Source organism: Rhodoluna sp. (genome assembly GCF_024639375.1).
Lineage (GTDB): Bacteria > Actinomycetota > Actinomycetes > Actinomycetales > Microbacteriaceae > Rhodoluna.
In genome coordinates this window covers 50369-70249 of record NZ_JAHEIM010000009.1, presented here as the reverse complement: position 1 = coordinate 70249, position 19881 = coordinate 50369, and the positions used below count along the sequence as shown (strand labels likewise).

Genomic DNA, 19881 nt, shown 5'->3' with positions numbered 1-19881 from the left:
CAAAGAGCAAGGTTATCATAGGGCTATGGCTCAAGACCCGCGCATTGCTCTGCAGCAATTTATTGCTTCGCTAGAGCGCCACTTTGAAACCGTTTCGTCGCGTCACGGCAACGAAGACCCAGCGATTGAGCAGGCCTACTACCAACTTGAAGATGCCTTTCTAAACTATGAAGAGGCGCTCTCAGAAAAGTTCGGCGAATTTTTGCCGCTAGAACTTGCTGAGGATGACGCCGAGTGAACCCCTTTGACGCGGTAATTCTTGGCATCATTCAAGGGCTCACGGAGTTCTTGCCGATTTCATCAAGTGCACACGTGCAAATCGTTCAGCAACTCTTGGGCGTCACAGGTCTTTCGAAACCTCAGCTCACTGCATTTATTGCAACTATTCAGCTTGGAACCGAAGCAGCAGTGCTCATTTATTTTTGGCGAGACATCGTTCGGATTGTCAGAGCCTTTTTTAGATCGTTCTTCGCACGCTCCGCAATGACCGACCAAGACGGTCGCGATGCCAAGATGGGTTGGCTCATCATTGTGGGTTCACTGCCAGTGGTTGGCATTGGGCTGATTTTCAAAGACGTGATCGAAAATCAATTGCGCAGCCTTTGGGTCATCGCTTTCACGCTAATAATATTTGGCTTGATCCTTGGCTGGGCAGACCGCGCCGGCAGAAAGCAAAAATCAATCGAGTCCCTTTCGGGCCGTGATGGCGTTTTGTTTGGTCTCGGTCAAGCGCTCGCGGTTATTCCTGGTGTTTCTCGTTCTGGTGGAACCATATCGGTTGGTCTAGCCCTCGGATACAGCCGCCAAGCTGCAGCGCGTTACAGCTTCTTGCTCGCGATACCTGCAGTGTTGGCAAGTGGATTATTTGAATTCGCAACCTCATATAAAGATCTACCAAGCAGTGCATTGACGGCCACAGTTATTGCCACGGTGGTTTCGTTCGCAATTGGCTTCTCGGTGATCGTAGGTTTATTGCGTTATTTGAACCGCGGATCTTTTATGCCATTTGTAATCTGGCGATTGATTGTTGGTGCCTTTTTGATTGTGATGCTTAGCACCGGTCAGTTGGTTGCTTGATCATCTGGCTTTTCGTCAGTTGATCGCAAATATTTCTCAAACTCCATCGCAAGTGCATCGCCACTGGCGGCCGGTGATTCAACTTCATCCCGAGTCTTCTCAAGTTGGCCAATGTAGCCAGCCATTTCTTCATCGCCCTCGGCAACTTCATCGATGCCGCGTTCCCAGGTGAATGCATCGTCACCCAGAGTGCCGTGCTCGAATTGCATGCCTAGAACTTTTTCAATCTCAATCAGCAGGGCTAGCGTGGCTTTTGGCGAAGGTGTGTTGTGAACGTAGTGTGGCACGGATGCCCAGAGAGCGATGCTCGGAATGCCAACCTTCTCAAGTGCGATTCCAATAACGCTCAGAATTCCGATTGGGCCTTCATACTGGCTGCGTTCAACGCCTAGCTCGGCGCGAGCAGCCGCATTTTGACTCGTGGTCATCACGTTGATTGGTCTGGTGTGAGGCACATCGGCCAACATGGCACCTAAGAATATGACTGAGTCAATCTCGCGATCCTCAATCATTTCCATGATTTCAGCGGTGAAAGATTGCCAGCGACGGCTAGGTTCGGTGCCCAGCAAAATGTGCAGACGACCAAGATCGGGGTTTGCTGCCGTAATTTCTACGGATGGGCTGCACATCTGTGCCGATGGCCAGGTGATTTCTCGTTCGCCATTTTGGTCATGTGCCACGGTAGGGCGAGTGAATTGAAAGTCAAAGTAATCTTCGGGGTCAACTGCTGCAACGACATCTACATTTAGTTGCTCACAGATGTGCTTCACAGCCGAGCTGGCAGACTCTGCGGCGTCATTCCAACCCTCGAACGCAACAATTAGCGGGCGACCCGAAAAGATGCTCATCAGAGTGCTCCTAATTGCTTATGCCGATTCTTGCCCCTAAAACTCTAAGCCAATTGACGAAGGGTAAAATCAACTCATTATGTTTAAAAAGAGGCTTCCTGCTGCCGTTTTGTGGGACATGGACGGCACGCTGGTCGACTCTGAGCACTATTGGATGGCCAGTGAACGAGCCTTGGCTTCGGCTCATTCTGCCGAATGGACCGATAAAGACGGGCATGACTTGATTGGCAACAGTCTTTATGAGTCCAGTCGCATCATCAAGGCCAAACTCAACAGCGATATGAGCACTGAGGCTATTGTTCAGCACCTAACCGACTCAGTGGTCGCCAAATTGGCGGTAGAAATCCCGTGGCGTCCAGGCGCCAAAGAGCTGTTGCTCGAGCTAAAGAAAAAGGGCGTAAAGACGGCCCTGGTAACTATGTCGCTGCATCGCATGGCCCAGGAAGTAGTCGACAAGATTCCCTTTGACGCCTTCGACGTAATCGTTGGCGGAGACGACGTGAGCCGCGGCAAACCATTTCCGGACCCTTACCTCCAGGCCGCAAAACTTCTTGGTGTTGCTCCAGAGGACTGTGTTGCGTTTGAGGATTCAAACACTGGTCTGCGCTCCGCAGAAGCGGCCGGCACGAAAGCTATTGGAATTCCGAACTTCATCGAAATTCCGCAAATCGAAGGCCGAATTCTTTGGCCAACTCTTGAAGGCGTTCGCCTAAAAGACCTGCAGAGACTATTTGATTAGGACCCAATGACTAGTAAACAAAACGACGCCGAATTGCGTCTGCCGACTGGCCCGTTTCGCGCGGGTGACCGTGTGCAGCTGACTGGGCCGAAAGGTCGACTGAACACCATTACTTTGCGCGAAGGTGCAGCATTCGGCACCCACCGTGGCGACCTAAAGCACGATGATATAATTGGCCAGCCTGAAGGTTCAGTCATTCAGAACGCCAATGGTGTCGAGTACCTTGCATTTAGACCATTGCTAAGCGACTTCGTTCTATCAATGCCTCGTGGTGCCAACATCATTTATCCCAAGGATTCAGCACAGATCATCGTAATGGGTGACATTTTTCCTGGTGCTCGCGTTGTTGAGGCTGGTGTTGGCTCAGGTGGTCTGAGCATGTATCTGCTGCGCGCCATTGGCTCAACCGGCCAGCTGCATTCCTTCGAACGGCGAGCCGAATTTGCCGAAATCGCCCAAGCGAACGTTCAAACAAACCTTGGGGTGGTGCCAAGCACTTGGCAGATTCACCTTGGTGATCTACAGGATGAGCTGCCTAATAAGGTCGAAGCGCAAAGCATCGACCGCATCATCCTCGATATGCTTGCGCCTTGGGAGTGTGTTCAGGAGTGCGCAGACGCACTCGTTCCCGGTGGTTTGATCATGGGATACGTGGCAACAGTCACGCAGTTGTCTCGTTTCACCGAGGCACTTAGAGCGAGCGAATTGTTTGCCGAGCCAGAGGCTTGGGAATCGATGGTTCGTGGCTGGCACCTTCAGGGGTTGGCCGTTCGCCCGGAGCATCGCATGATTGGTCACACTGGCTTCTTGGTCGTTGCTCGCAAACTGGCCCCTGGAACCGTGTTGCCAAATTTCAAAACCACCAAAGCAAAGCCAGAATTCGCCGACGAAGATTTGGCAGTTTGGAACCCTGATCACATGGGGGAGCGCAAGGTGTCTGACAAGAAACTCCGCAAAACCATCCGCAGTGCCAATGCAGCTGCTGAAGCCAAGGCCGCGCAAGACACCGAATAATTTCAACTTGCCTGACTACACTAAGAAAATCTCGATCAAAGGTTCAATATTTTGCTTAAAGCCCTAACCGTTATTGCCAGCGCAGCCTTGGCTATTTCTCTCACCGGATGCGCCACAGGCAATGCCGCAGACGCCATGTACTCAGACATCGAGCAGGTTTGTGGCAGCTATACAACTGGAAACAACGCGGCTCAAATTAAGGTGAGTGGTGCCGCAGGTGCCGTGCCAAAAGTTGAATTTGCGAACGGCATCACCAGCGACAAGATCGAGACTCAGATCATCACCGAGGGCGCGGGCCCTAAATTTGCCGGTGACCAATTCATCTCGCTCGAATTCATTGCGCTAAACGGCAAAACCGGTGCAACCCTTTCGAACACTTCTTTTAATGGCACCGATGCTGCGTCTCAGCTAATCAAGTCGGGTCAGTCACCTGATTTTTGCCACGCTCTAGCCGGTGTTCGCGAAGGCTCACGCGTTGCCGTGCTTTTGCCACCTAAATTTGCACACGGCGGTCAAGGAAACACTGAGGCCGGCCTTGATGCTGATGCATCCGTGGTTTACGTGATTGATGTGAAGCGCGTTTACCTGCAGAAGGCTGTTGGAGACGCACAAGCGGCCGAGGCTGGAATGCCGACCGTTGTTCGCGCACCAAACGGGCAACCAGGCGTGACCCAGTCGGGTAAGGCACCTAAGGAATTCAAAGTCTCGACACTTATCAAGGGGGCGGGCGCCACTGTGGCCATGGGTGACAACGTCACTCTGCACTACACAGGAATTGTTTGGGGCGGAGCAGAGTTTGACTCGTCTTGGAGCAACGGATCTCCAGTTCAATTTCCACTTGTAGACGGTCAACTAATACCTGGTTTCATCAAGGCGCTGGTTGGTCAAAAAGTTGGCTCTCAAGTAATTGCAGTAATTCCGCCGGCCGAGGGTTATGGGGCTACCGCACAGGGCTCAATTCCAGCCAATTCAACTCTTATTTTTGTGATCGACATTCTAGGAACTGACTCGGCCGCTAAATAAGCGGTTTGGTGACTTCGTGGTGAAAGCCGAATTGGGTTGGCAGCCAGCCAAAAGTGATAAATCAGAACGACTGATGCAAATCACTTGCGCCTTGTTGTTCTCTCAACGGGGCTTGAGCAAAAAAGAGTTGTTCGAGTGCATTCCAAGCTATCGAGACACTCTTGCCTCTGGCACAAATGAAGAATCAGTCTTTCGCATGTTTGAGCGCGACAAGACCGACCTTCGAAACACTGGAATTCAAGTTGAGATCAAAGAGAATCTGGTCGACGGCGATGACATTCGATACGTGGTTGCTAGCGATACATTCGTTTGGCCCAAGCAAGTTGGACTAAACCCAAATCAACTTCAATTGCTAAATCTGGCAGCAGGTGTGTGGGCTCACGCATCATTGCAGTCAGACGCAAACCGAGCGTTGGTGCGATTGCGAGCGCTTGGAGTTGCCCCCGCTGCATCCGACCTGATTGGCTACGCACCTCGAATTAAGACTCACGAACCGGCATTTATGCCACTGAATATTGCAATTGATTCTTGTCAGGAGGTTCGCTTCAGTTATCGAAAACCAAATGGCGAGATTTCTCTTCGTCACATTCAACCGTGGGCTTTGCGCAACATAGATGGCCAATGGTTAGTCATCAGTTTTGACCTCGACCGAAACGCCACACGCAACTTTCTTCTGATGCGCATCGTTTCTAAAGTGACAACGGTGAAAATTGACGATACTGAAGTTACATTTGCTGCGCCAGATTCGAAACTAATTACTGATGCAGAGGCTGAACTCTCTGAGTTGATCAACACTCAGGTAGCACGGTTGAAAGTGAAACCAGATTCTCAGGCTTGGTTTCATTTTCAATTAAATGACCAACCTTCTACCTCGGATGGTCTGGTTTCGGTTGCCTATCTAGACATGCACCTATTGGCTGAACAACTCAGGGAATTCGCCCTTGATGTGACAGTTATTTCTCCCGTTGCCCTTGGCGAGGCTATCCGAAGTGGCTTTGAAAAGGTGGTTGAGGCTCATGCCTAGATTGGCTAGTTTCAACGGCGAGGAGCGATTCAATTTTCTGCTCGCTTTGATTGGATATTTGCAAAACCGAGGGCCGGTTTCACTTGCTGAAGCTGCCGAACATTTTGATTTAGAAGAGAAATACATTCGTGCTGCAGTCACATCAATCAATGAATTGACGGCTGAGGTGGGCGACTTTGAGCAATGGTTTTTTTACATTGATGTGGATGCTCTTGAAGAAGACGGCATTTTGCAACTACTTGAAAATGAAGTAATCGAAAATGTGCCGCGTCTTTCGACCAGGCAAGCTTCTGCAATTGCCGCTGGTCTTAACTACCTGGCCACCATTCCAGAGTTTGCAAATGATAAAGACTTGATTGAATTGCAGAATCTTTTGGCAGCTGGATCGGGTCGAGGTGCAGTCGCAACTGTCGAAGTTGTTCCTGGGACTGTTGAAGCCGGATCAGAAATAATCCGTCAAGCAATTTTGCAGGGGAAGCAAATTCGATGTGAATACTTCAACCAAAAAGGCGAACGTGCACTGCGAGATATTAATCCGATTCGGCTTGATCCAAGAAGCGATGGCTGGTACTTGCGGGGTTATTGCCCGATAAATAACGCAATGCGCAATTTCAGACTCGATCGCATGCGTTCTATCGAGGTTCTCGAAACTGCCATTTCTAATGAGGCTAAGTCAGTGGGCGAGATTGATGACGCGCTTTACGTGGCAGATAAAACCGACACCACTGTGGTGGTTGAGGTTCAACCCGAGGCCTATCGTCTGATTTCTGAATTCCAAAATGTGGCTGAACCGAAATCGATTGAATCAGGAAACATCCGCGCAGAAATCAAGGTTGGCCACCTTCCCAACATTGCTCGGCTAGTGGCTAAATATGGGGGAGCGGCAAAAGTAATCGAACCACTCGAAGCTCGGAGTTTCGTTAAGACTTACGCGCTAAAGGCTCTTGGCCGCCAACCCGAATTGACGAATCAAGTTCAGGATGAGGAGTAGCTGATGGGGTTTTGGGCCTTGTTTTGGATCTGGGTGGGGGTAGGCATATTCAGTCTGGTTGTTTTTGCACTGGTTGGATACAGCCTCTTTCAGAGCGGAAAAGCCGTTGCTCGGCAGGCAGCCAAGCTGTTGCCAACACTCGAAAAACTGCAGCGGGCAATCGATGAGCCGGCTCAAATCGAGGCTCCGGGCTCCAATATGAACGATGACCCGCAGATTCACATTCAGGCTCGAAAGCGACTACTGCGCAACAAAGCAAAGAAACGTGAAGATCGACAGCGTAGGCTTATCAAGCGATTAAATCAGTTTGACCCCACAGAAAGCAGGTTTCAATAATGCGACTCAATGGCTGGGAATGGATCATCATCCTCGTTATCGTTTTGCTGCTCTGGGGTGGTCCAAAACTTCCAGGTTTGGCCAAGAGCCTGGCACAGTCAATGCGAGTTTTTAAGAAAGAACTCAAGGCAGATGACACCAAGCCATCTGATAAGGGCGACAAGCCAACCGAAAACTAGCAACCGAGCTGGGCTTTGATGGCTAAGAAACGCAACCCCGACGCTCGTATGAGCCTTGGTGGTCACCTAAAAGAGTTGCGCAATCGACTGTTTTTTATTGCTATCGCGATCTTTGCTGGTTCAGTTCTGGGTTGGATTTTGTTTGATCCTGTTTTCCAAATACTTCAGGCGCCCGTTGTTGAACTTGCCCAGAGCAAGAACATCAACGCCACCATAAATTTCGGCACCGTTGTGGGCGCTTTCGACCTGCGGTTGCAGGTATCGATTTTTCTTGGAGTATTAATCACTAGCCCTTTTTGGCTTTATAGCCTCTGGGCCTTCATAACTCCCGGTCTCAAAAAACGTGAGCGTCGATATACGTTGGCGTTTCTTGGCAGTGCTATTCCGCTATTTGCAGCTGGTTGTTGGATGGCATGGGTCTCGCTACCGGGCTTCGTGTCAACTTTAATTGGATTCACACCTTCAGGCAGCGCCAACGTTATTAATGCCAACGAGTACATTTTGTTCACCATCCGCATTCTGCTTGTTTTCGGAATCGCATTCGTCTTGCCAGTTGTTTTGGTTCTTCTAAACTTTGCCAATTTGATTTCTGCAAGTTCGATCATCAAGTCTTGGCGCGTGGCTATCTTCGTGATCGCTGTGATTGCCGCATTAGCTACTCCAACTGCCGACCCAATGTCGATGTTCTTAGTGATGATTCCACTTTTGGCGCTTTACGCTTTATCCGCGTTAGTCACTTGGCTAAACGATAAGCGTCGAGCGAAAAAACAATTGCAAATCGACCTCGAATTAGACGGATTATCTGATGCACCTCAGGTTGACTAGTGCCTGTGACTAATAACGAGCTCTCGCCCGCAGAACGATACGCCAAATCTCGTAAGGCTCCGGCTGTGCCCTCGCTAGATTCGTTCACCAAACTCCTCAAATTCCCACTCGATGACTTTCAGGAGCAAGCCTGTCGTGCGCTTGCTAAAGATCAGGGTGTGCTGGTTGCAGCGCCAACTGGCGCCGGCAAAACTATCGTGGGTGAGTTTGCCATCCACCTGGCGCTAGAAAAAAATCAGAAGGTTTTCTACACAACTCCCATCAAAGCGCTGAGCAATCAAAAATACGCCGAGATGGTCAAAAGGTATGGGCCCGAAAAAGTTGGTCTGCTGACCGGTGACACCAATCAGAACTCTGATGCGCAAATTGTGGTGATGACCACCGAAGTGCTTCGAAACATGATTTATGCCAATTCGAACTCATTGATCACGCTTGGTTATGTAGTGATGGATGAGGTTCACTATCTTGCCGACCGGTTTAGGGGAGCGGTTTGGGAAGAAGTTATTCTGCACCTGCCAAAAGACGTCAAGATCGTTTCTCTGAGCGCAACGGTTTCCAACGCTGAGGAATTTGGAGCATGGCTAGACGAAGTTCGCGGTGATACTGCAATCATCGTTTCGGAAATCCGACCGGTACCACTGAACCAGCACGTGCTTTTTGGCTCAGAGATGATTGAGCTGTTTGACGAGAGTGAGGGTGCAACTCGAGTCAACGGCGAGCTAGCAGCCAAGCATGCCACCAAAATGCGCCAACCAATCAATAACTCATACCGGGGCAAGCGGCAGTCATATGGCGAGCAGAATCGGGCCATGCAAAACCGCATTGAGCGGATTTCAAAGCCTGCGATAGTTGAGATTCTTGAAGATGCTGATCTGCTGCCAGCCATTTTCTTCATCTTCTCGCGCGCGGGATGCGATGCAGCGGTAAAAGCTTGTCAAAGCAGCCAAGTGCGCCTGACTACAACCGAGGAAAAGCAAGAGATTCGTCGAATTGTTGAAGAAAAAACTCACAACATAGCTGATGAAGATCTAGCCACGCTTGGCTATTTCGACTGGCTAAGCGGATTAGAGAAGGGTGTTGCCGCTCACCACGCAGGAATGTTGCCAGCATTCAAAGAGGTGGTCGAAGAACTGTTTTTGCGCAAGCTTGTGAAGGTTGTCTTCGCAACCGAAACTCTCGCGCTTGGCATCAACATGCCAGCTCGCACTGTGGTGCTTGAGCGTCTGGACAAATTCAACGGTGAAGGCCGCGTTCAAATAACACCAGGCGAATACACTCAGCTCACCGGTCGTGCCGGACGTCGAGGCATCGACACACAAGGCCATTCGGTCATCCAGTGGTCGGCCAACATGGATCCAAATAATGTTGCCGGTCTTGCCAGCAAGCGCACCTACCCGTTGATCAGCCCGTTCAGACCCACCTACAACATGTCGGTGAATCTACTAGAGGCCTTCGGTCGCGAACGAGCTCGCGAAGTTCTAGAAACATCGTTTGCACAATTTCAAGCAGACCGTTCGGTTGTCGGGTTAGCTCGCGGAATTCGAGAGAAGCAAGAGTCGCTAGCCGGCTATGCCACCGCAATGAAGTGTCACCTTGGTGATTTTCAGGCTTATGCCGAAATGCGACGTGAGATTACAGACATCGAGCGCCTGTTGGCTTCTGGCAGAGTACGTGCAGACAGAGGCAAGGACATTCGACAGTCAAAAGGGCGACACATTCAAGAACAGCGCATCAATCAGTTAAAGAGAGATCTGCGTTCACACCCTTGTCATGCGTGTAATGAAAGAGAAGCGCACGCACGATGGGGTGAGCGTTGGTTCAAGCTGCAACGTGAACTTGACGGTATTCACGCGCAAATTGAAGGGCGCACAAATCAGGTTGCGCGAACCTTCGATCGAATTTGCGACATGCTCATCGATCTTAAATATGTAGAAGACAATGATGGCGATTTTGAGGTGCTCGAAGCAGGCAAGAAACTTGCACGCATTTATGGCGAGCGCGATTTGCTAATTGCAGAAAGCCTGCGCGAGGGTGTCTGGAACAAACTAGATGCCCCGAACCTAGCTGCCGTTGCCGCAGCATTGGTTTACGAGGCAAGGCGTGATGAGGAATGGGAACCTCGATTGCCTAAAGGCAATTTTGTCGAGGTCATTGAACGCACGCAAGAGATTTGGGCAGACCTCGAGGAACTAGCCCACCACCACAAGTTGGGCAAGACCCCGCCACTCGATTTGAGTTTGGCATTGCCGATTCACCGCTGGGCATCTGGTGCTCGCCTTGACACCGTGTTGGATGCCGCCGACTTGCTTGCCGGTGACTTCATCCGATGGGCCAAGATGATCATCGACCTTCTCGATCAGATTGCACAAACCGCGGATGGCGAATTGGCTGCGACTGCTAAAAATGCTGTCGACAAAGTAAAGCGTGGCATCGTGGCCTACTCGTACTACGGATAACGATGCCTAAGCTGAAATTTTCAATCACGCGCTATGACCTGGTGCGCGGAGCCATGGCACTCCTTGGCGGTTTGGTGTCGAGCCTTGCGTTTCCGCGAGAGGGCATCTGGCCACTGATTTTCGTTTCAGTAGCTTTGCTAACGCTCTCGGTTCGCGGTTTAGGTTTTGCAAAAGCGCTTTTCTTTGGATTTGTTGGTGGCCTAGCTTTTTACCTAAGCCAGATTGAATGGTTGAGCCTTTATCTTGGCCCCGTGCCTTGGCTTGCACTTTCAATTATGGAAGCCGCGATATTCGCTGTAGGCATGGCTTGCATCGCCTTGGTTCTGAGCAAACTTGACCGACTTAAGAACCGAGCCACGCGTCAGTTGTCAATCGCTGCGACACTGGCATCCATATTCACTGCTCGTGAATGGGTTTCAATTTCAATTCCATATGGTGGATTTCCCTGGTCAAGACTTTCCCAAAGCCAAAGCGAATCGCCACTCGCCAATTGGGTTTACTGGGGAGGCCTTGGTTCTCTTACTTTTGTCGTCGCATTCGTAAGCGTGCTTTGTCTCGTGTCGGTACTTGAGTGGCGAACGGCGTCCAAACTTCAAAAATCGATTGCATTTCTCACTGTTGCTGCGACTTTCGCTATCCCGGTGCTCACAACACCACCATCAACGAGCGAGGCCGGAACGTTGAACGTTGGAGCGGTGCAGGGCAATGCGAATGCAGGCTTATTCGCGAACCCTGATCGAGGTTCGATTCTGCGAAACCACCTTGAAGCAACGAAACTGATTTATAAGCAACTTAAGCAACACAAAGTTGATGTCGTGATCTGGCCAGAGAACGCCTCGGACATCAGCCCGTTTATCGATGTGAAGGCAGCACAAACAATTCGAAACGAAGTCGACAACATTCTGGGAGTGCCACTGATTTTTGGAACTATTACTAGTCGTGGGCAAGACATCTACAACAGCTCAATTTTGTGGAAGCCAAACCAAGGACCTGTTGACTGGTACGACAAAAAGCGTCCAGTGCCGTTTGCGGAGTATGTACCCGACCGAGACTTTTGGTATCAACTTGCTCCAGACCTAGTGGGTTTGATCTCACGTGGCTACACCTTTGGAACTCGTGACGGAATTTTTGAACTGAATAAAGAGAAACTCGGCGTGCTAATTTGCTTCGAAATTGCCATTGACGACATTGGTCGTGATTTAGTGCGCGAGGGTGCACAGGTGATTATTTCGCAAACAAACAACGCCGACTTTGGTCACAGCGATGAAACCTTTCAGCAAGTTGCATTTGCCAAACTGCGCGCGATAGAGACAGGCAGGGCAGTAGTCAATATTTCCACTGTAGGTAAGTCGGTTGTTTATGCGCCAGATGGCGCAGTGATTCAACAGCTACCTACTTTTGAACCCGGTGCCATGGTTGCTGCCGTTCCGCTGCGCACATCGCTAACTCCGGCCATGATCTTTGGCCAATACGTTGACTTAGGCCTCAATCTTTTAGCGCTATTTTTCATCTTTCGGGCAATTCGCCATGGCCGCCTAAAGAAGAGCCTGCTGCGGGGTGAAGGTAAATGAAGACTCTGGTAATCATGCCCACCTACAACGAAATCGAGAATCTAAGCACCTCAGTCAATAGCATTTTGAAGCACGTCGCTACCGTTGAAATCTTGATCGTTGATGACGCTAGCCCCGACGGCACCGGCATGCTTGCCGACGAACTCGCCGCAGCCGATTCACGCATTTCGGTGTTGCATCGCAACAGCAAAGATGGTTTGGGAGCTGCTTATCTGCACGGCTTTGAATGGGCACTAAAGCGTCACTATGAATTAGTTGTAGAGATGGATGCCGACGGAAGTCACCGAGCCATCGACCTGCCCAAACTTCTTGATGCAGCAACAAATGCAGACCTAGTTATCGGCTCGCGCTGGGTTGCTGGGGGAGAGGTACTCAACTGGCCCGCACATCGCAAACTTATATCGCGAGTTGGCAACATTTATGCGCACCTCATGTTGCGAACTCAAATCAAAGACATGACTGCGGGTTTTAGAGTTTTCAGAATTAGCTTTCTTCGCCAGATGAACTTGCATGGCGTCGCCGCGCGAGGTTATGCATTTCAAGTAGAGATGGCAATGCGCGTTCACCAACAAGGTGGCCGAATCCGTGAGGTGCCAATTACCTTCGTGGAGCGAAACCATGGTGCCTCAAAAATGACAACAGCCATAGTGCTCGAGGCACTATGGCTGGTCACCAAATGGGGTTTTTATAGGTCTGCTTGACCACCGGCACGACGTGCACGAATGTAGTCCAGGCGCTCCTGCAAAATTTCTTCAAGTTCGTCACGGCTGCGACGCTCAAGAAGCATCTCCCAGTGACTGCGTGGAGTCTTGTCTTCAACCAAATCAAGTTTGATTAGTTTTCCATCTTCAAGCAATGTTGCCTGCTGTGGGCAGCTCTTGCACTGCCAGGTCTGTGGAATCTCAGCATCCGCAGCAAAAACCATTTCTGAAACGTGGTTGTTTGCACATTGGTAGGAGTGCTGCACGCGAGCCGAGTAATTTACTCCGCGTTCGCTCTCAAGACTTTGAGTTCCCAGGCGCATTCCGCGCATAGTTTGTTGTGCCATTATTTCCTCCTGAAGATTGGCCCGATTAGGGCTCGACGAGGAACAACTCGGCGAGAACAGTCAATCATCCCGCATTTGCAGTCTTAACAGCAAACTCACAGAGAAGTTGCGAATGCCTCAATCGCTAGATCGCACTTATCTGTGACGATTCCGGCGGCGCCCAAACCAACTAGGCGCTTCATATCCTTTTTCTTATTTATGGTCCAGAAATAAACACTCAGGTCTATTGATCTGCAGTATCTAATGAACCGCTTGGTGTCAAAGTGGATGTATTTATTTCCAACTGGAATTTGCAAGCAATCCACGTCGCGTGCAATTAGGCGACCTAATGCTGGCACCGGCACATACGAAGCTATATAAATAAGCACCACGGTGATCGAACCCGCAGATGTTGCCACAGGGGAGTCCATCAAAGAAACTGCACGACGGCGGCGAGCGTCACTAAAAGAAGTGACCAAAACACGATTGTGACAACGCAACTTATTAATAACCGCAGCTGCAGGCGCAACCACATCATCACTCTTAAAATCCAAATTGAATTTTGAACCCGAGAAGGCTTTGAGAACATCTTCGAGACGGGGAATGTGGCCACCCCGCAGCAAACGGATATCTTGCAGTTCAGCCCAAGAGACCTGGGAGATCTTTTTGTTAAGACCAGCCACACGCAACAAATCTGCGTCGTGAAAGAGCACGGGAACACCATCCGAGGTTAATTGCAGGTCTGATTCGATGTAGTCGGCCCCAGCCAAAACCGCAGCTCTGAATGCGGGAACCGTGTTTTCATCTGGACTGTCCAAAGTGACCAAACCTCGGTGCGCGAAAATACGCGGTTCCAAGGTGCTCCAGTAGCTCTTTTTCGAGGCCATGTTCAGATGATAAACGGCAATGGTTAACAGTTGATGAGGCAAAATGACTTTTATGAAGCCTGGACAGCACCGCGAAACAGCAAGAGTCATAATTTATGACCCGCAGCATCACATTTTGCTGCTGAAGACGCATTTTGACCCTGAGGTTCAATTGCCGGCTCGTTGGATCACCCCGGGTGGCGGAATTGATGACGGCGAAACCCCGCTGGATGCAGCCGTGCGCGAATTGCGCGAAGAAACGGGCCTTGTGGTGCAACCTGAGGACCTGGGCGAGCCAATCGCCAGTTTTACCGGCCGCTGGGATTGGGGTGACGGAAAAAACCACCACACATTTGTCGATCATTTTTACAAACTGGAATATCCGCAATTTGATTTAGACATTTCAGGTTGGACTGAGGATGAACGGCGAGATGTGCTGGAACATCGCTGGTGGAACATCGAAGAGCTGGCAAATTCAGATGAGCTGGTAGGACCGCAAGAATTGGTGCAATTGCTGCAGCAGCAGTTCAGGAGCTAGAACCCCATTCGCCGATAATGAACATTATGTCAAGTAATGTTTCTCTGGCATCCAGGACCGTCTCCCCGGTATCCGCAGGTTCTTTTGCTTTGGGTTACTGCTGGCTCGCGCTAATCCACTGAGAAAGCTTCTCGGCGGTGGCGCCAGACTCCAATGCAGTTGTCACGCGTTGCAGCGCATCTTCAAATCGCAGGTTGAGGTCAACGTCAGCTCGTGAGTGATCCTTGGCCAATTCATAGGCCACCACTCCTCCGGCGGCATTCAACAAAACGATGTCTCGCACTGCGCCAAGGTTGCCCGAGGTGCTGCCAGCAATCAATTGGCGAGCCACTTCAGCGTTCTCTTCTGCATTTCCGCCGATTAATTGGCTGATTTCAGACCTTTTCAACCCAAAATGGGTGGGATTTAGCTCGAACGTGGTGACTTCTCCCCCACAAACCTGGAAAATCTCACTTTCACCGGTGGTAGTTAGCTCGTCCAGACCGTCGCTGCCTCTGAAAACGAGGGCTGTGCGGCCCCTAGATGCGAGTTCTGCTGCGATAAGCGGCAAAACGGAAGCCCTAGCCACACCAAGCGAGGTCGCGATTGGCTGAGCTGGGTTCGCCAGTGGCCCCAGGAAGTTAAAAGTTGTAGGCACCCCCAAGGCCTTTCGCACCGGGGCTAGGTGGCGCAGTGAGGGGTGAAATACCGGGGCAAAGAAAAATGTGATGCCCACTTGTTCGAAAATCTCGGCAAGTCGCTCTGGGCTGGCGTCCAAACGAACACCCAAAGCCTCAAGCATTTCGGCTGATCCAGTCTTACCCGAGGCCGATCGGCTGCCGTGCTTCAAAACCGGCACACCGGCACTTGCGGTCACTACGGATGCCATCGAAGAAATGTTTACCGTACCGAGCATGTCGCCACCGGTGCCAACAATGTCGACCGCGTTCTGGCCGGTTGCTAATTTGAGCGAGTGCTCCAGCGCGACATCCACTAGACCAGATAGTTCGTCTACTGATTCACCCTTAGTGCGCAATGCAATCATGAAAGCAGCCATGGTTATCTCGGGGGTTTCACCCGACATAAACTGCTGCATTGCCCAGGCCGCCTCGGCTCGATCTAAATCGATTTTCCGCGTTAGCTTGCCAAGTAATGTTTGCCAATTCGTCGAAGCGCTCATAGGGCAAAGTTTATTAGCGAAAATCCACGACGAACCGCCTGAAAAGCCCTTATCAAGCGATTCTGAGAGTTAGGATGGAAAACATGACGACCATTAGCGCCCCAGTCATTAATCGCCCAAGTTCAACCTCGGTTGGAACTATCGTTTGGCTTGGCAGCGAGGTGATGTTCTTTGCAGGTCTTTTTGCAATGTACTTCTCACTTCGTGCCAATTCACCAGAGATCTGGGCTCATGACACAACCATTTTGAACGTGCCATTCGCATTGGTGAACACCCTGATTTTGGTGGCTTCATCGTTCACTGCTCAGTTCGGTGTCTTTGCGGCTGAACGACTTCAGCCGCGTGCAACTGGCTGGTCACCTGTTAAATGGGGTGTAGCAGAATGGTTCATGCTCAGCTACCTTCTAGGAGCAGTGTTCGTTGCAGGCCAGGTTTGGGAATACGCAACTCTAATTTCTGAAGGCGTCGCGCTAAACGCCAACTCGTACGGCAGCGCTTTCTACATCACCACCGGTTTCCACGCCCTCCACGTGACCGGCGGTCTAATCGCATTCTTGATCGTTATTGGTCGCACCTTCGCGGCTAAGAAATACGGTCACTACGAGGCAACCAGCGCAATCGTTGTTTCTTACTACTGGCACTTCGTTGACGTAGTTTGGATCGGCTTGTTCCTAATCGTTTACGTTCTCAAATAAAGATCGACCTGAAAGACCTATAACAATGGCATTCATGAAGAAATCGAACGGCTCTCGTCGAAGCCCGTTTGCAGCGGTTCTAGTAATCGCAGCAGGCTTGGCATTGACCGGTGGTGGCTATGCAGCAACTACTGCTGCTGTTGCCGAAACCGCTGCCCCGGCAGCTGCCGATGCTGCTCAGCTAGACACTGGACACAAGCTTTTCCTTGCTAACTGTGCAAGTTGCCACGGCAAGAATGCAGAAGGCACGAACAACGCTCCTAGCTTGATTGGTGTTGGGGCAGCTTCAGTTGAATTCCAGGTTGACTCTGGTCGCATGCCGGCTCAGGCTTCAGGCCCTCAGATTCAAAAGAAATACCCACAGTTCACTGCTGACCAGATTGACGCAATGGCCGCTTGGGTGGCAACACTTGCTCCTGGTCCAGCAATTCCAACCGACGCTCAGCTTGAGGCCAACGGTAACGCAACTCGCGGTGGCGAGCTATTCCGCATCAACTGTGCGATGTGTCACAACGCTGTTGGTGCCGGTGGTGCGCTTACCGAAGGCAAGTACGCGCCGTCGTTGGTTGGTGTTCCTGCAGATCACATCTACGAGGCCATGCTTACTGGCCCTCAGAACATGCCGGTTTTCAACGATGCAAACCTCACCCCTGCTGACAAAAAAGACATCATCACTTACCTAAAGTACGTGGAGTCAAACCCATCCGCAGGTGGCTATGAACTCGGCAACCTTGGCCCAGTTGCAGAAGGTCTATTCATTTGGATCTTTGGTCTTGGACTAATTGTTGCAATCACCATTTGGCTTGGCGCTAAGTCGAACTAAGGACGATAGAGATTATGAGCAAAACTAACTCACCAGATGCTGAGCACGACTACTCAGGTGGTCTAGCGGTAATCGCTGCGGATAAAATTCAAGACCCGGGTCTTGAACCTCACCGCGTTCGCATGACCGACAAGAGCAAGAAGCATGAGAAGGCTGCCTCACGTCAGGTGACAGCAATGTTCGTGGCTTCGGCAATTGGCAGCGCTTTTGCAATCTATGCCTACTTTGCTTTTCCACTAACCGACGACCTTGGATCCGTGCGCAACAACACAGTGCTGCTTGGTCTAGGCATCACCCTTGGTTTGCTTGGCATTGGCATTGGTGCCGTGCACTGGGCAAAGACCTTGATGCCAGACAACGAAGTTTCTGAGCCTCGTCACCAAACCCGCGGCAGCGAAGAAGTTCGTGCCCGCGCAATCGAGATCATCAAGCTTGCAGATTCAGAATCTGGTTTTTCTCGTCGCAAGTTGATTCGCCGTTCTCTATACGGAGCATTGGCTTTGTTCCCGCTTCCAGCAATCATGTTGTTCGGTGACCTTGGCCCAAACCCAGGCGATACTTTGCGTCACACCATGTGGAAGAAGGGCACTCGCCTAGCGAAAGACCCAACTGGCACACCAATTAAAGCTTCGGATGTCACCATCGGATCTGTTTTCCACGTGATTCCAGAAGGCCTAGCTGATCTTGAGCACCACAAGCTTGAAGAAAAGGCCAAGGCAGCTGTCTTGCTAGTTCGCCTTGACCCAGCAGACATCAAAGAATCTGAAGAACGCAAAACCTGGTCTTACGACGGCATCGTTGCCTACAGCAAGATCTGCACCCACGTTGGTTGCCCAGTAGCGCTATACGAACAGCACACTCACCACTTGTTGTGCCCGTGCCACCAGTCAACTTTTGATGTGACCGATGCCTGCAAGGTTGTTTTCGGTCCTGCATCTCGACCACTACCTCAGTTGCCAATCACCGTAGACGCAGAGGGCTACTTGATTGCACAGAGTGACTTTACCGAGCCTGTTGGCCCTAGCTTCTGGGAGCGTTAAAAATGAGCAACGCAGTTCAAGCTAAAAAAGGCGGCTTTCTAGCCGGCACAGCAAACTACCTCGACGAGCGCGTCGGTGTAGCAGGCATTCTCAAGGAGTTTGGTCGCAAGATCTTCCCCGACCACTGGTCATTCATGTTGGGTGAGGTTGCGCTTTACAGCTTCCTAGTGCTTTTGCTTTCAGGAACCTTCCTAACCTTCTTCTTCCAGCCAGCTATGACTCCGGTTATTTACGACGGAGCATACGGCCCGCTAAAGGGTGCCGAGATGTCAATTGCCTACGCATCGACACTCGACATTTCATTTGAGGTGCGCGGCGGCCTTTTGATGCGTCAGGTGCACCACTGGTCTGCGCTTCTATTTGTTGCAGCTGCTGGTTTGCACATGCTCCGCGTGTTCTTCACCGGTGCATTCCGCAAGCCACGTGAAATCAACTGGTTGGTTGGTTTTGTGTTGTTCGTGCTCGGCATGGCTGGTGGCTTTACTGGATACTCACTTCCTGACGACTTGCTTTCAGGAAACGGTCTTCGAATCATCGATGGAATGATCAAGGGCATCCCGGTAATCGGCGCCTACACATCATCATTGCTATTCGGTGGCGAGTTTCCAGGGGAAACCATTGTTGCTCGTCTTTACGGTCTACACATCTTGCTGGTTCCAGCATTGATTCTCGTGTTCATCGTCATCCACTTGTTCATGGTTGTTATTCACAAGCACACTCACTATTCAGGTGCTGGCAAGCGTGACGACAACGTTGTTGGCTACCCGCTTATGCCTGTATACGTTGCAAAGGCTGGTGGCTTCTTCTTCATCGTGTTCGGTGTGATCATGCTGATTGCAGCCACCATCACCATCAACCCGGTTTGGAACTACGGTGGCTACGACCCATCCCCTGTTTCAGCTGGTACACAGCCTGACTGGTACATCGGCTTCTTGGATGGCGCCCTTCGTTTGGCACCAACCCACCTAGAGGTAACCGCTGGTGGAGTCACTTGGGCTTGGAACATCTTGCTGCCAATGATTGTTGGTGTTGGTTTCTTGGCCGTTGTTGCACTGTACCCATTCATCGAAGCTTGGGTCACCGGCGACAAGCGTGAACACCACGTACTTGACCGTCCGCGCAACGCGCCTACTCGCACTGCTATCGGTGCAGCCGGTGTAACCTTCTATGCTGCACTTTGGGCTGGAGCTGCAACTGACTTGATTGCAACAAACTTCAAGATGTCATTGAACCAGGTGCTTACCTCAATGCAGATCTTGTTGATTGTTGGCCCAATAATTGCGTTCTTCATCACCAAGCGCCTTTGCCTGTCATTGCAGCGCAAAGACCGCGAGATCGTGCTACACGGTCGTGAGTCGGGTCGTATTGTTCGTTTGCCACACGGTGAGTACATCGAAGTTCACGAACCACTTGACGCTCACGACATGTATAAGTTGGTTGACTTTGCCGACTACAAGCCGACTCTTGCTCGCCCTAACGCTAAGGGCAAAATCACCGTTGGTGCTCGCGTTCGTGCAGGGCTGTCACGTTTCTACTTTGAAGACCGCATTTCACCGGTTGGTCAGATTGAGTTGGAAGCAGCTCACCATGACCACGCTTCTGAGTTAGACGCAGAAGCACACAAAGAACTAACCAACTAATTTGTTGTTA

22 protein-coding genes are annotated in these 19881 nt (G+C 50.8%); 18 read left to right on the top strand and 4 right to left on the bottom strand.

Going from position 1 to position 19881, the window contains the following annotated elements; translation table 11 throughout:
- Nucleotides 1-25 precede the first annotated feature (25 nt).
- Nucleotides 26-238 (top strand): hypothetical protein, encoded by a 213-nt coding sequence (locus Q0L28_RS04120; RefSeq protein ID WP_296631992.1) that lies wholly within the window; start codon nt 26-28, stop codon nt 236-238.
- Nucleotides 235-1077 carry an undecaprenyl-diphosphate phosphatase gene (locus Q0L28_RS04115; RefSeq protein ID WP_296631989.1) on the top strand — a complete coding sequence of 281 codons (843 nt, stop codon included), beginning with the start codon at nt 235-237 and terminating at the stop codon, nt 1075-1077. Before Q0L28_RS04120 ends, Q0L28_RS04115 begins: the two co-directional genes overlap by 4 nt.
- On the opposite strand, the gene Q0L28_RS04110 is transcribed toward Q0L28_RS04115, so the two are convergent.
- A complete protein-coding gene (locus Q0L28_RS04110) occupies nt 1062-1925 on the bottom strand; it encodes a PAC2 family protein (RefSeq protein ID WP_296631986.1) in 864 nt (287 codons plus the stop codon). The genes Q0L28_RS04115 and Q0L28_RS04110 overlap by 16 nt on opposite strands.
- 79 nt (nt 1926-2004) lie before the next feature.
- Here Q0L28_RS04110 and Q0L28_RS04105 point away from each other — a divergent pair, with 79 nt between their 5' ends.
- The 11 genes from Q0L28_RS04105 (at nt 2005) to Q0L28_RS04055 (ending at nt 12784) form a co-directional block, all read left to right on the top strand.
- Nucleotides 2005-2664 (top strand): HAD family phosphatase, encoded by a 660-nt coding sequence (locus tag Q0L28_RS04105; RefSeq protein WP_296631983.1) that lies wholly within the window; start codon nt 2005-2007, stop codon nt 2662-2664.
- A 6-nt stretch (nt 2665-2670) separates the two neighbouring features.
- Complete coding sequence (locus Q0L28_RS04100) at nt 2671-3678, top strand: tRNA (adenine-N1)-methyltransferase (RefSeq protein ID WP_296631980.1); 1008 nt, start codon at nt 2671-2673, stop codon at nt 3676-3678.
- A gap of 51 nt (nt 3679-3729) precedes the next feature.
- Nucleotides 3730-4701 (top strand): FKBP-type peptidyl-prolyl cis-trans isomerase, encoded by a 972-nt coding sequence (locus Q0L28_RS04095; RefSeq protein WP_296631977.1) that lies wholly within the window; start codon nt 3730-3732, stop codon nt 4699-4701.
- Nucleotides 4702-4813: 112 nt separating this feature from the next.
- Complete coding sequence (locus tag Q0L28_RS04090) at nt 4814-5725, top strand: WYL domain-containing protein (protein ID WP_296631973.1); 912 nt, start codon at nt 4814-4816, stop codon at nt 5723-5725.
- 1 nt (nt 5726) lies between these two features.
- Nucleotides 5727-6716 (top strand): YafY family protein, encoded by a 990-nt coding sequence (locus tag Q0L28_RS04085; protein WP_296631969.1) that lies wholly within the window; start codon nt 5727-5729, stop codon nt 6714-6716.
- Between the two features lie 3 nt (nt 6717-6719).
- Complete coding sequence (locus Q0L28_RS04080; protein WP_296631966.1) at nt 6720-7052, top strand: hypothetical protein; 333 nt, start codon at nt 6720-6722, stop codon at nt 7050-7052.
- Nucleotides 7052-7231, top strand: a complete 180-nt coding sequence (gene tatA / locus Q0L28_RS04075; RefSeq protein WP_366843503.1) for a twin-arginine translocase TatA/TatE family subunit — start codon at nt 7052-7054, stop codon at nt 7229-7231. Before Q0L28_RS04080 ends, tatA begins: the two co-directional genes overlap by 1 nt.
- A gap of 18 nt (nt 7232-7249) precedes the next feature.
- Nucleotides 7250-8056 carry a twin-arginine translocase subunit TatC gene (gene tatC, locus Q0L28_RS04070; RefSeq protein WP_296631963.1) on the top strand — a complete coding sequence of 269 codons (807 nt, stop codon included), beginning with the start codon at nt 7250-7252 and terminating at the stop codon, nt 8054-8056.
- A gap of 65 nt (nt 8057-8121) precedes the next feature.
- Nucleotides 8122-10512: a DEAD/DEAH box helicase gene (locus Q0L28_RS04065; RefSeq protein WP_296631960.1), complete on the top strand. Its 2391-nt coding sequence runs from the start codon at nt 8122-8124 to the stop codon at nt 10510-10512.
- 2 nt (nt 10513-10514) lie between these two features.
- Entirely contained in the window at nt 10515-12083 is a 1569-nt protein-coding gene (gene lnt, locus Q0L28_RS04060) for an apolipoprotein N-acyltransferase (protein ID WP_296631958.1), read from the top strand.
- Nucleotides 12080-12784 (top strand): polyprenol monophosphomannose synthase, encoded by a 705-nt coding sequence (locus Q0L28_RS04055; RefSeq protein ID WP_296631956.1) that lies wholly within the window; start codon nt 12080-12082, stop codon nt 12782-12784. The genes lnt and Q0L28_RS04055 overlap by 4 nt, the downstream gene beginning before the upstream one ends.
- On the opposite strand, the gene Q0L28_RS04050 is transcribed toward Q0L28_RS04055, so the two are convergent.
- A complete protein-coding gene (locus tag Q0L28_RS04050) occupies nt 12769-13131 on the bottom strand; it encodes an RNA polymerase-binding protein RbpA (RefSeq protein ID WP_296631952.1) in 363 nt (120 codons plus the stop codon). The two genes, Q0L28_RS04055 and Q0L28_RS04050, sit on opposite strands and share 16 nt — an antisense overlap.
- A gap of 95 nt (nt 13132-13226) precedes the next feature.
- The gene (locus tag Q0L28_RS04045) at nt 13227-13997 is read right to left on the bottom strand and encodes a glycerophosphodiester phosphodiesterase family protein (protein ID WP_296631950.1); all 771 of its coding nucleotides are present in this window, start codon (nt 13995-13997) and stop codon (nt 13227-13229) included.
- Nucleotides 13998-14049: 52 nt separating this feature from the next.
- Between Q0L28_RS04045 and Q0L28_RS04040 the strand changes: the two genes are divergently transcribed.
- Nucleotides 14050-14514, top strand: a complete 465-nt coding sequence (locus Q0L28_RS04040; RefSeq protein ID WP_296631945.1) for an NUDIX domain-containing protein — start codon at nt 14050-14052, stop codon at nt 14512-14514.
- A 94-nt stretch (nt 14515-14608) separates the two neighbouring features.
- Here the strand turns inward: Q0L28_RS04040 and trpD are convergent, their stop codons facing one another.
- Nucleotides 14609-15673 (bottom strand): anthranilate phosphoribosyltransferase, encoded by a 1065-nt coding sequence (gene trpD, locus Q0L28_RS04035; protein WP_296631943.1) that lies wholly within the window; start codon nt 15671-15673, stop codon nt 14609-14611.
- 83 nt (nt 15674-15756) lie between these two features.
- Here trpD and Q0L28_RS04030 point away from each other — a divergent pair, with 83 nt between their 5' ends.
- From Q0L28_RS04030 to Q0L28_RS04015, 4 genes are read left to right on the top strand one after another with little or no spacing between them, the layout of a single operon-like run.
- The gene (locus Q0L28_RS04030; RefSeq protein WP_296631940.1) at nt 15757-16368 is read left to right on the top strand and encodes a heme-copper oxidase subunit III; all 612 of its coding nucleotides are present in this window, start codon (nt 15757-15759) and stop codon (nt 16366-16368) included.
- Between the two features lie 34 nt (nt 16369-16402).
- Entirely contained in the window at nt 16403-17191 is a 789-nt protein-coding gene (locus Q0L28_RS04025) for a cytochrome c (protein WP_296631937.1), read from the top strand.
- 14 nt (nt 17192-17205) lie between these two features.
- Complete coding sequence (locus Q0L28_RS04020) at nt 17206-18231, top strand: Rieske 2Fe-2S domain-containing protein (RefSeq protein ID WP_296631935.1); 1026 nt, start codon at nt 17206-17208, stop codon at nt 18229-18231.
- A 2-nt stretch (nt 18232-18233) separates the two neighbouring features.
- Nucleotides 18234-19871 (top strand): cytochrome bc complex cytochrome b subunit, encoded by a 1638-nt coding sequence (locus tag Q0L28_RS04015; protein ID WP_296631932.1) that lies wholly within the window; start codon nt 18234-18236, stop codon nt 19869-19871.
- Nucleotides 19872-19881: the final 10 nt, after the last annotated feature.

Coding starts and splice junctions, on each gene's coding strand:
- Q0L28_RS04120 (WP_296631992.1), top strand. CDS start 26: ATGGCTCAAGACCCGCGCATTGCTCTGCAGCAATTTATTGCTTCGCTA.
- Q0L28_RS04110 (WP_296631986.1), bottom strand. CDS start 1,925: ATGAGCATCTTTTCGGGTCGCCCGCTAATTGTTGCGTTCGAGGGTTGG.
- Q0L28_RS04105 (WP_296631983.1), top strand. CDS start 2,005: ATGTTTAAAAAGAGGCTTCCTGCTGCCGTTTTGTGGGACATGGACGGC.
- Q0L28_RS04100 (WP_296631980.1), top strand. CDS start 2,671: ATGACTAGTAAACAAAACGACGCCGAATTGCGTCTGCCGACTGGCCCG.
- Q0L28_RS04080 (WP_296631966.1), top strand. CDS start 6,720: ATGGGGTTTTGGGCCTTGTTTTGGATCTGGGTGGGGGTAGGCATATTC.
- tatA (WP_366843503.1), top strand. CDS start 7,052: ATGCGACTCAATGGCTGGGAATGGATCATCATCCTCGTTATCGTTTTG.
- tatC (WP_296631963.1), top strand. CDS start 7,250: ATGGCTAAGAAACGCAACCCCGACGCTCGTATGAGCCTTGGTGGTCAC.
- lnt (WP_296631958.1), top strand. CDS start 10,515: ATGCCTAAGCTGAAATTTTCAATCACGCGCTATGACCTGGTGCGCGGA.
- Q0L28_RS04055 (WP_296631956.1), top strand. CDS start 12,080: ATGAAGACTCTGGTAATCATGCCCACCTACAACGAAATCGAGAATCTA.
- Q0L28_RS04050 (WP_296631952.1), bottom strand. CDS start 13,131: ATGGCACAACAAACTATGCGCGGAATGCGCCTGGGAACTCAAAGTCTT.
- Q0L28_RS04045 (WP_296631950.1), bottom strand. CDS start 13,997: ATGGCCTCGAAAAAGAGCTACTGGAGCACCTTGGAACCGCGTATTTTC.
- Q0L28_RS04040 (WP_296631945.1), top strand. CDS start 14,050: ATGAAGCCTGGACAGCACCGCGAAACAGCAAGAGTCATAATTTATGAC.
- trpD (WP_296631943.1), bottom strand. CDS start 15,673: ATGAGCGCTTCGACGAATTGGCAAACATTACTTGGCAAGCTAACGCGG.
- Q0L28_RS04030 (WP_296631940.1), top strand. CDS start 15,757: ATGACGACCATTAGCGCCCCAGTCATTAATCGCCCAAGTTCAACCTCG.
- Q0L28_RS04025 (WP_296631937.1), top strand. CDS start 16,403: ATGAAGAAATCGAACGGCTCTCGTCGAAGCCCGTTTGCAGCGGTTCTA.
- Q0L28_RS04020 (WP_296631935.1), top strand. CDS start 17,206: ATGAGCAAAACTAACTCACCAGATGCTGAGCACGACTACTCAGGTGGT.
- Q0L28_RS04015 (WP_296631932.1), top strand. CDS start 18,234: ATGAGCAACGCAGTTCAAGCTAAAAAAGGCGGCTTTCTAGCCGGCACA.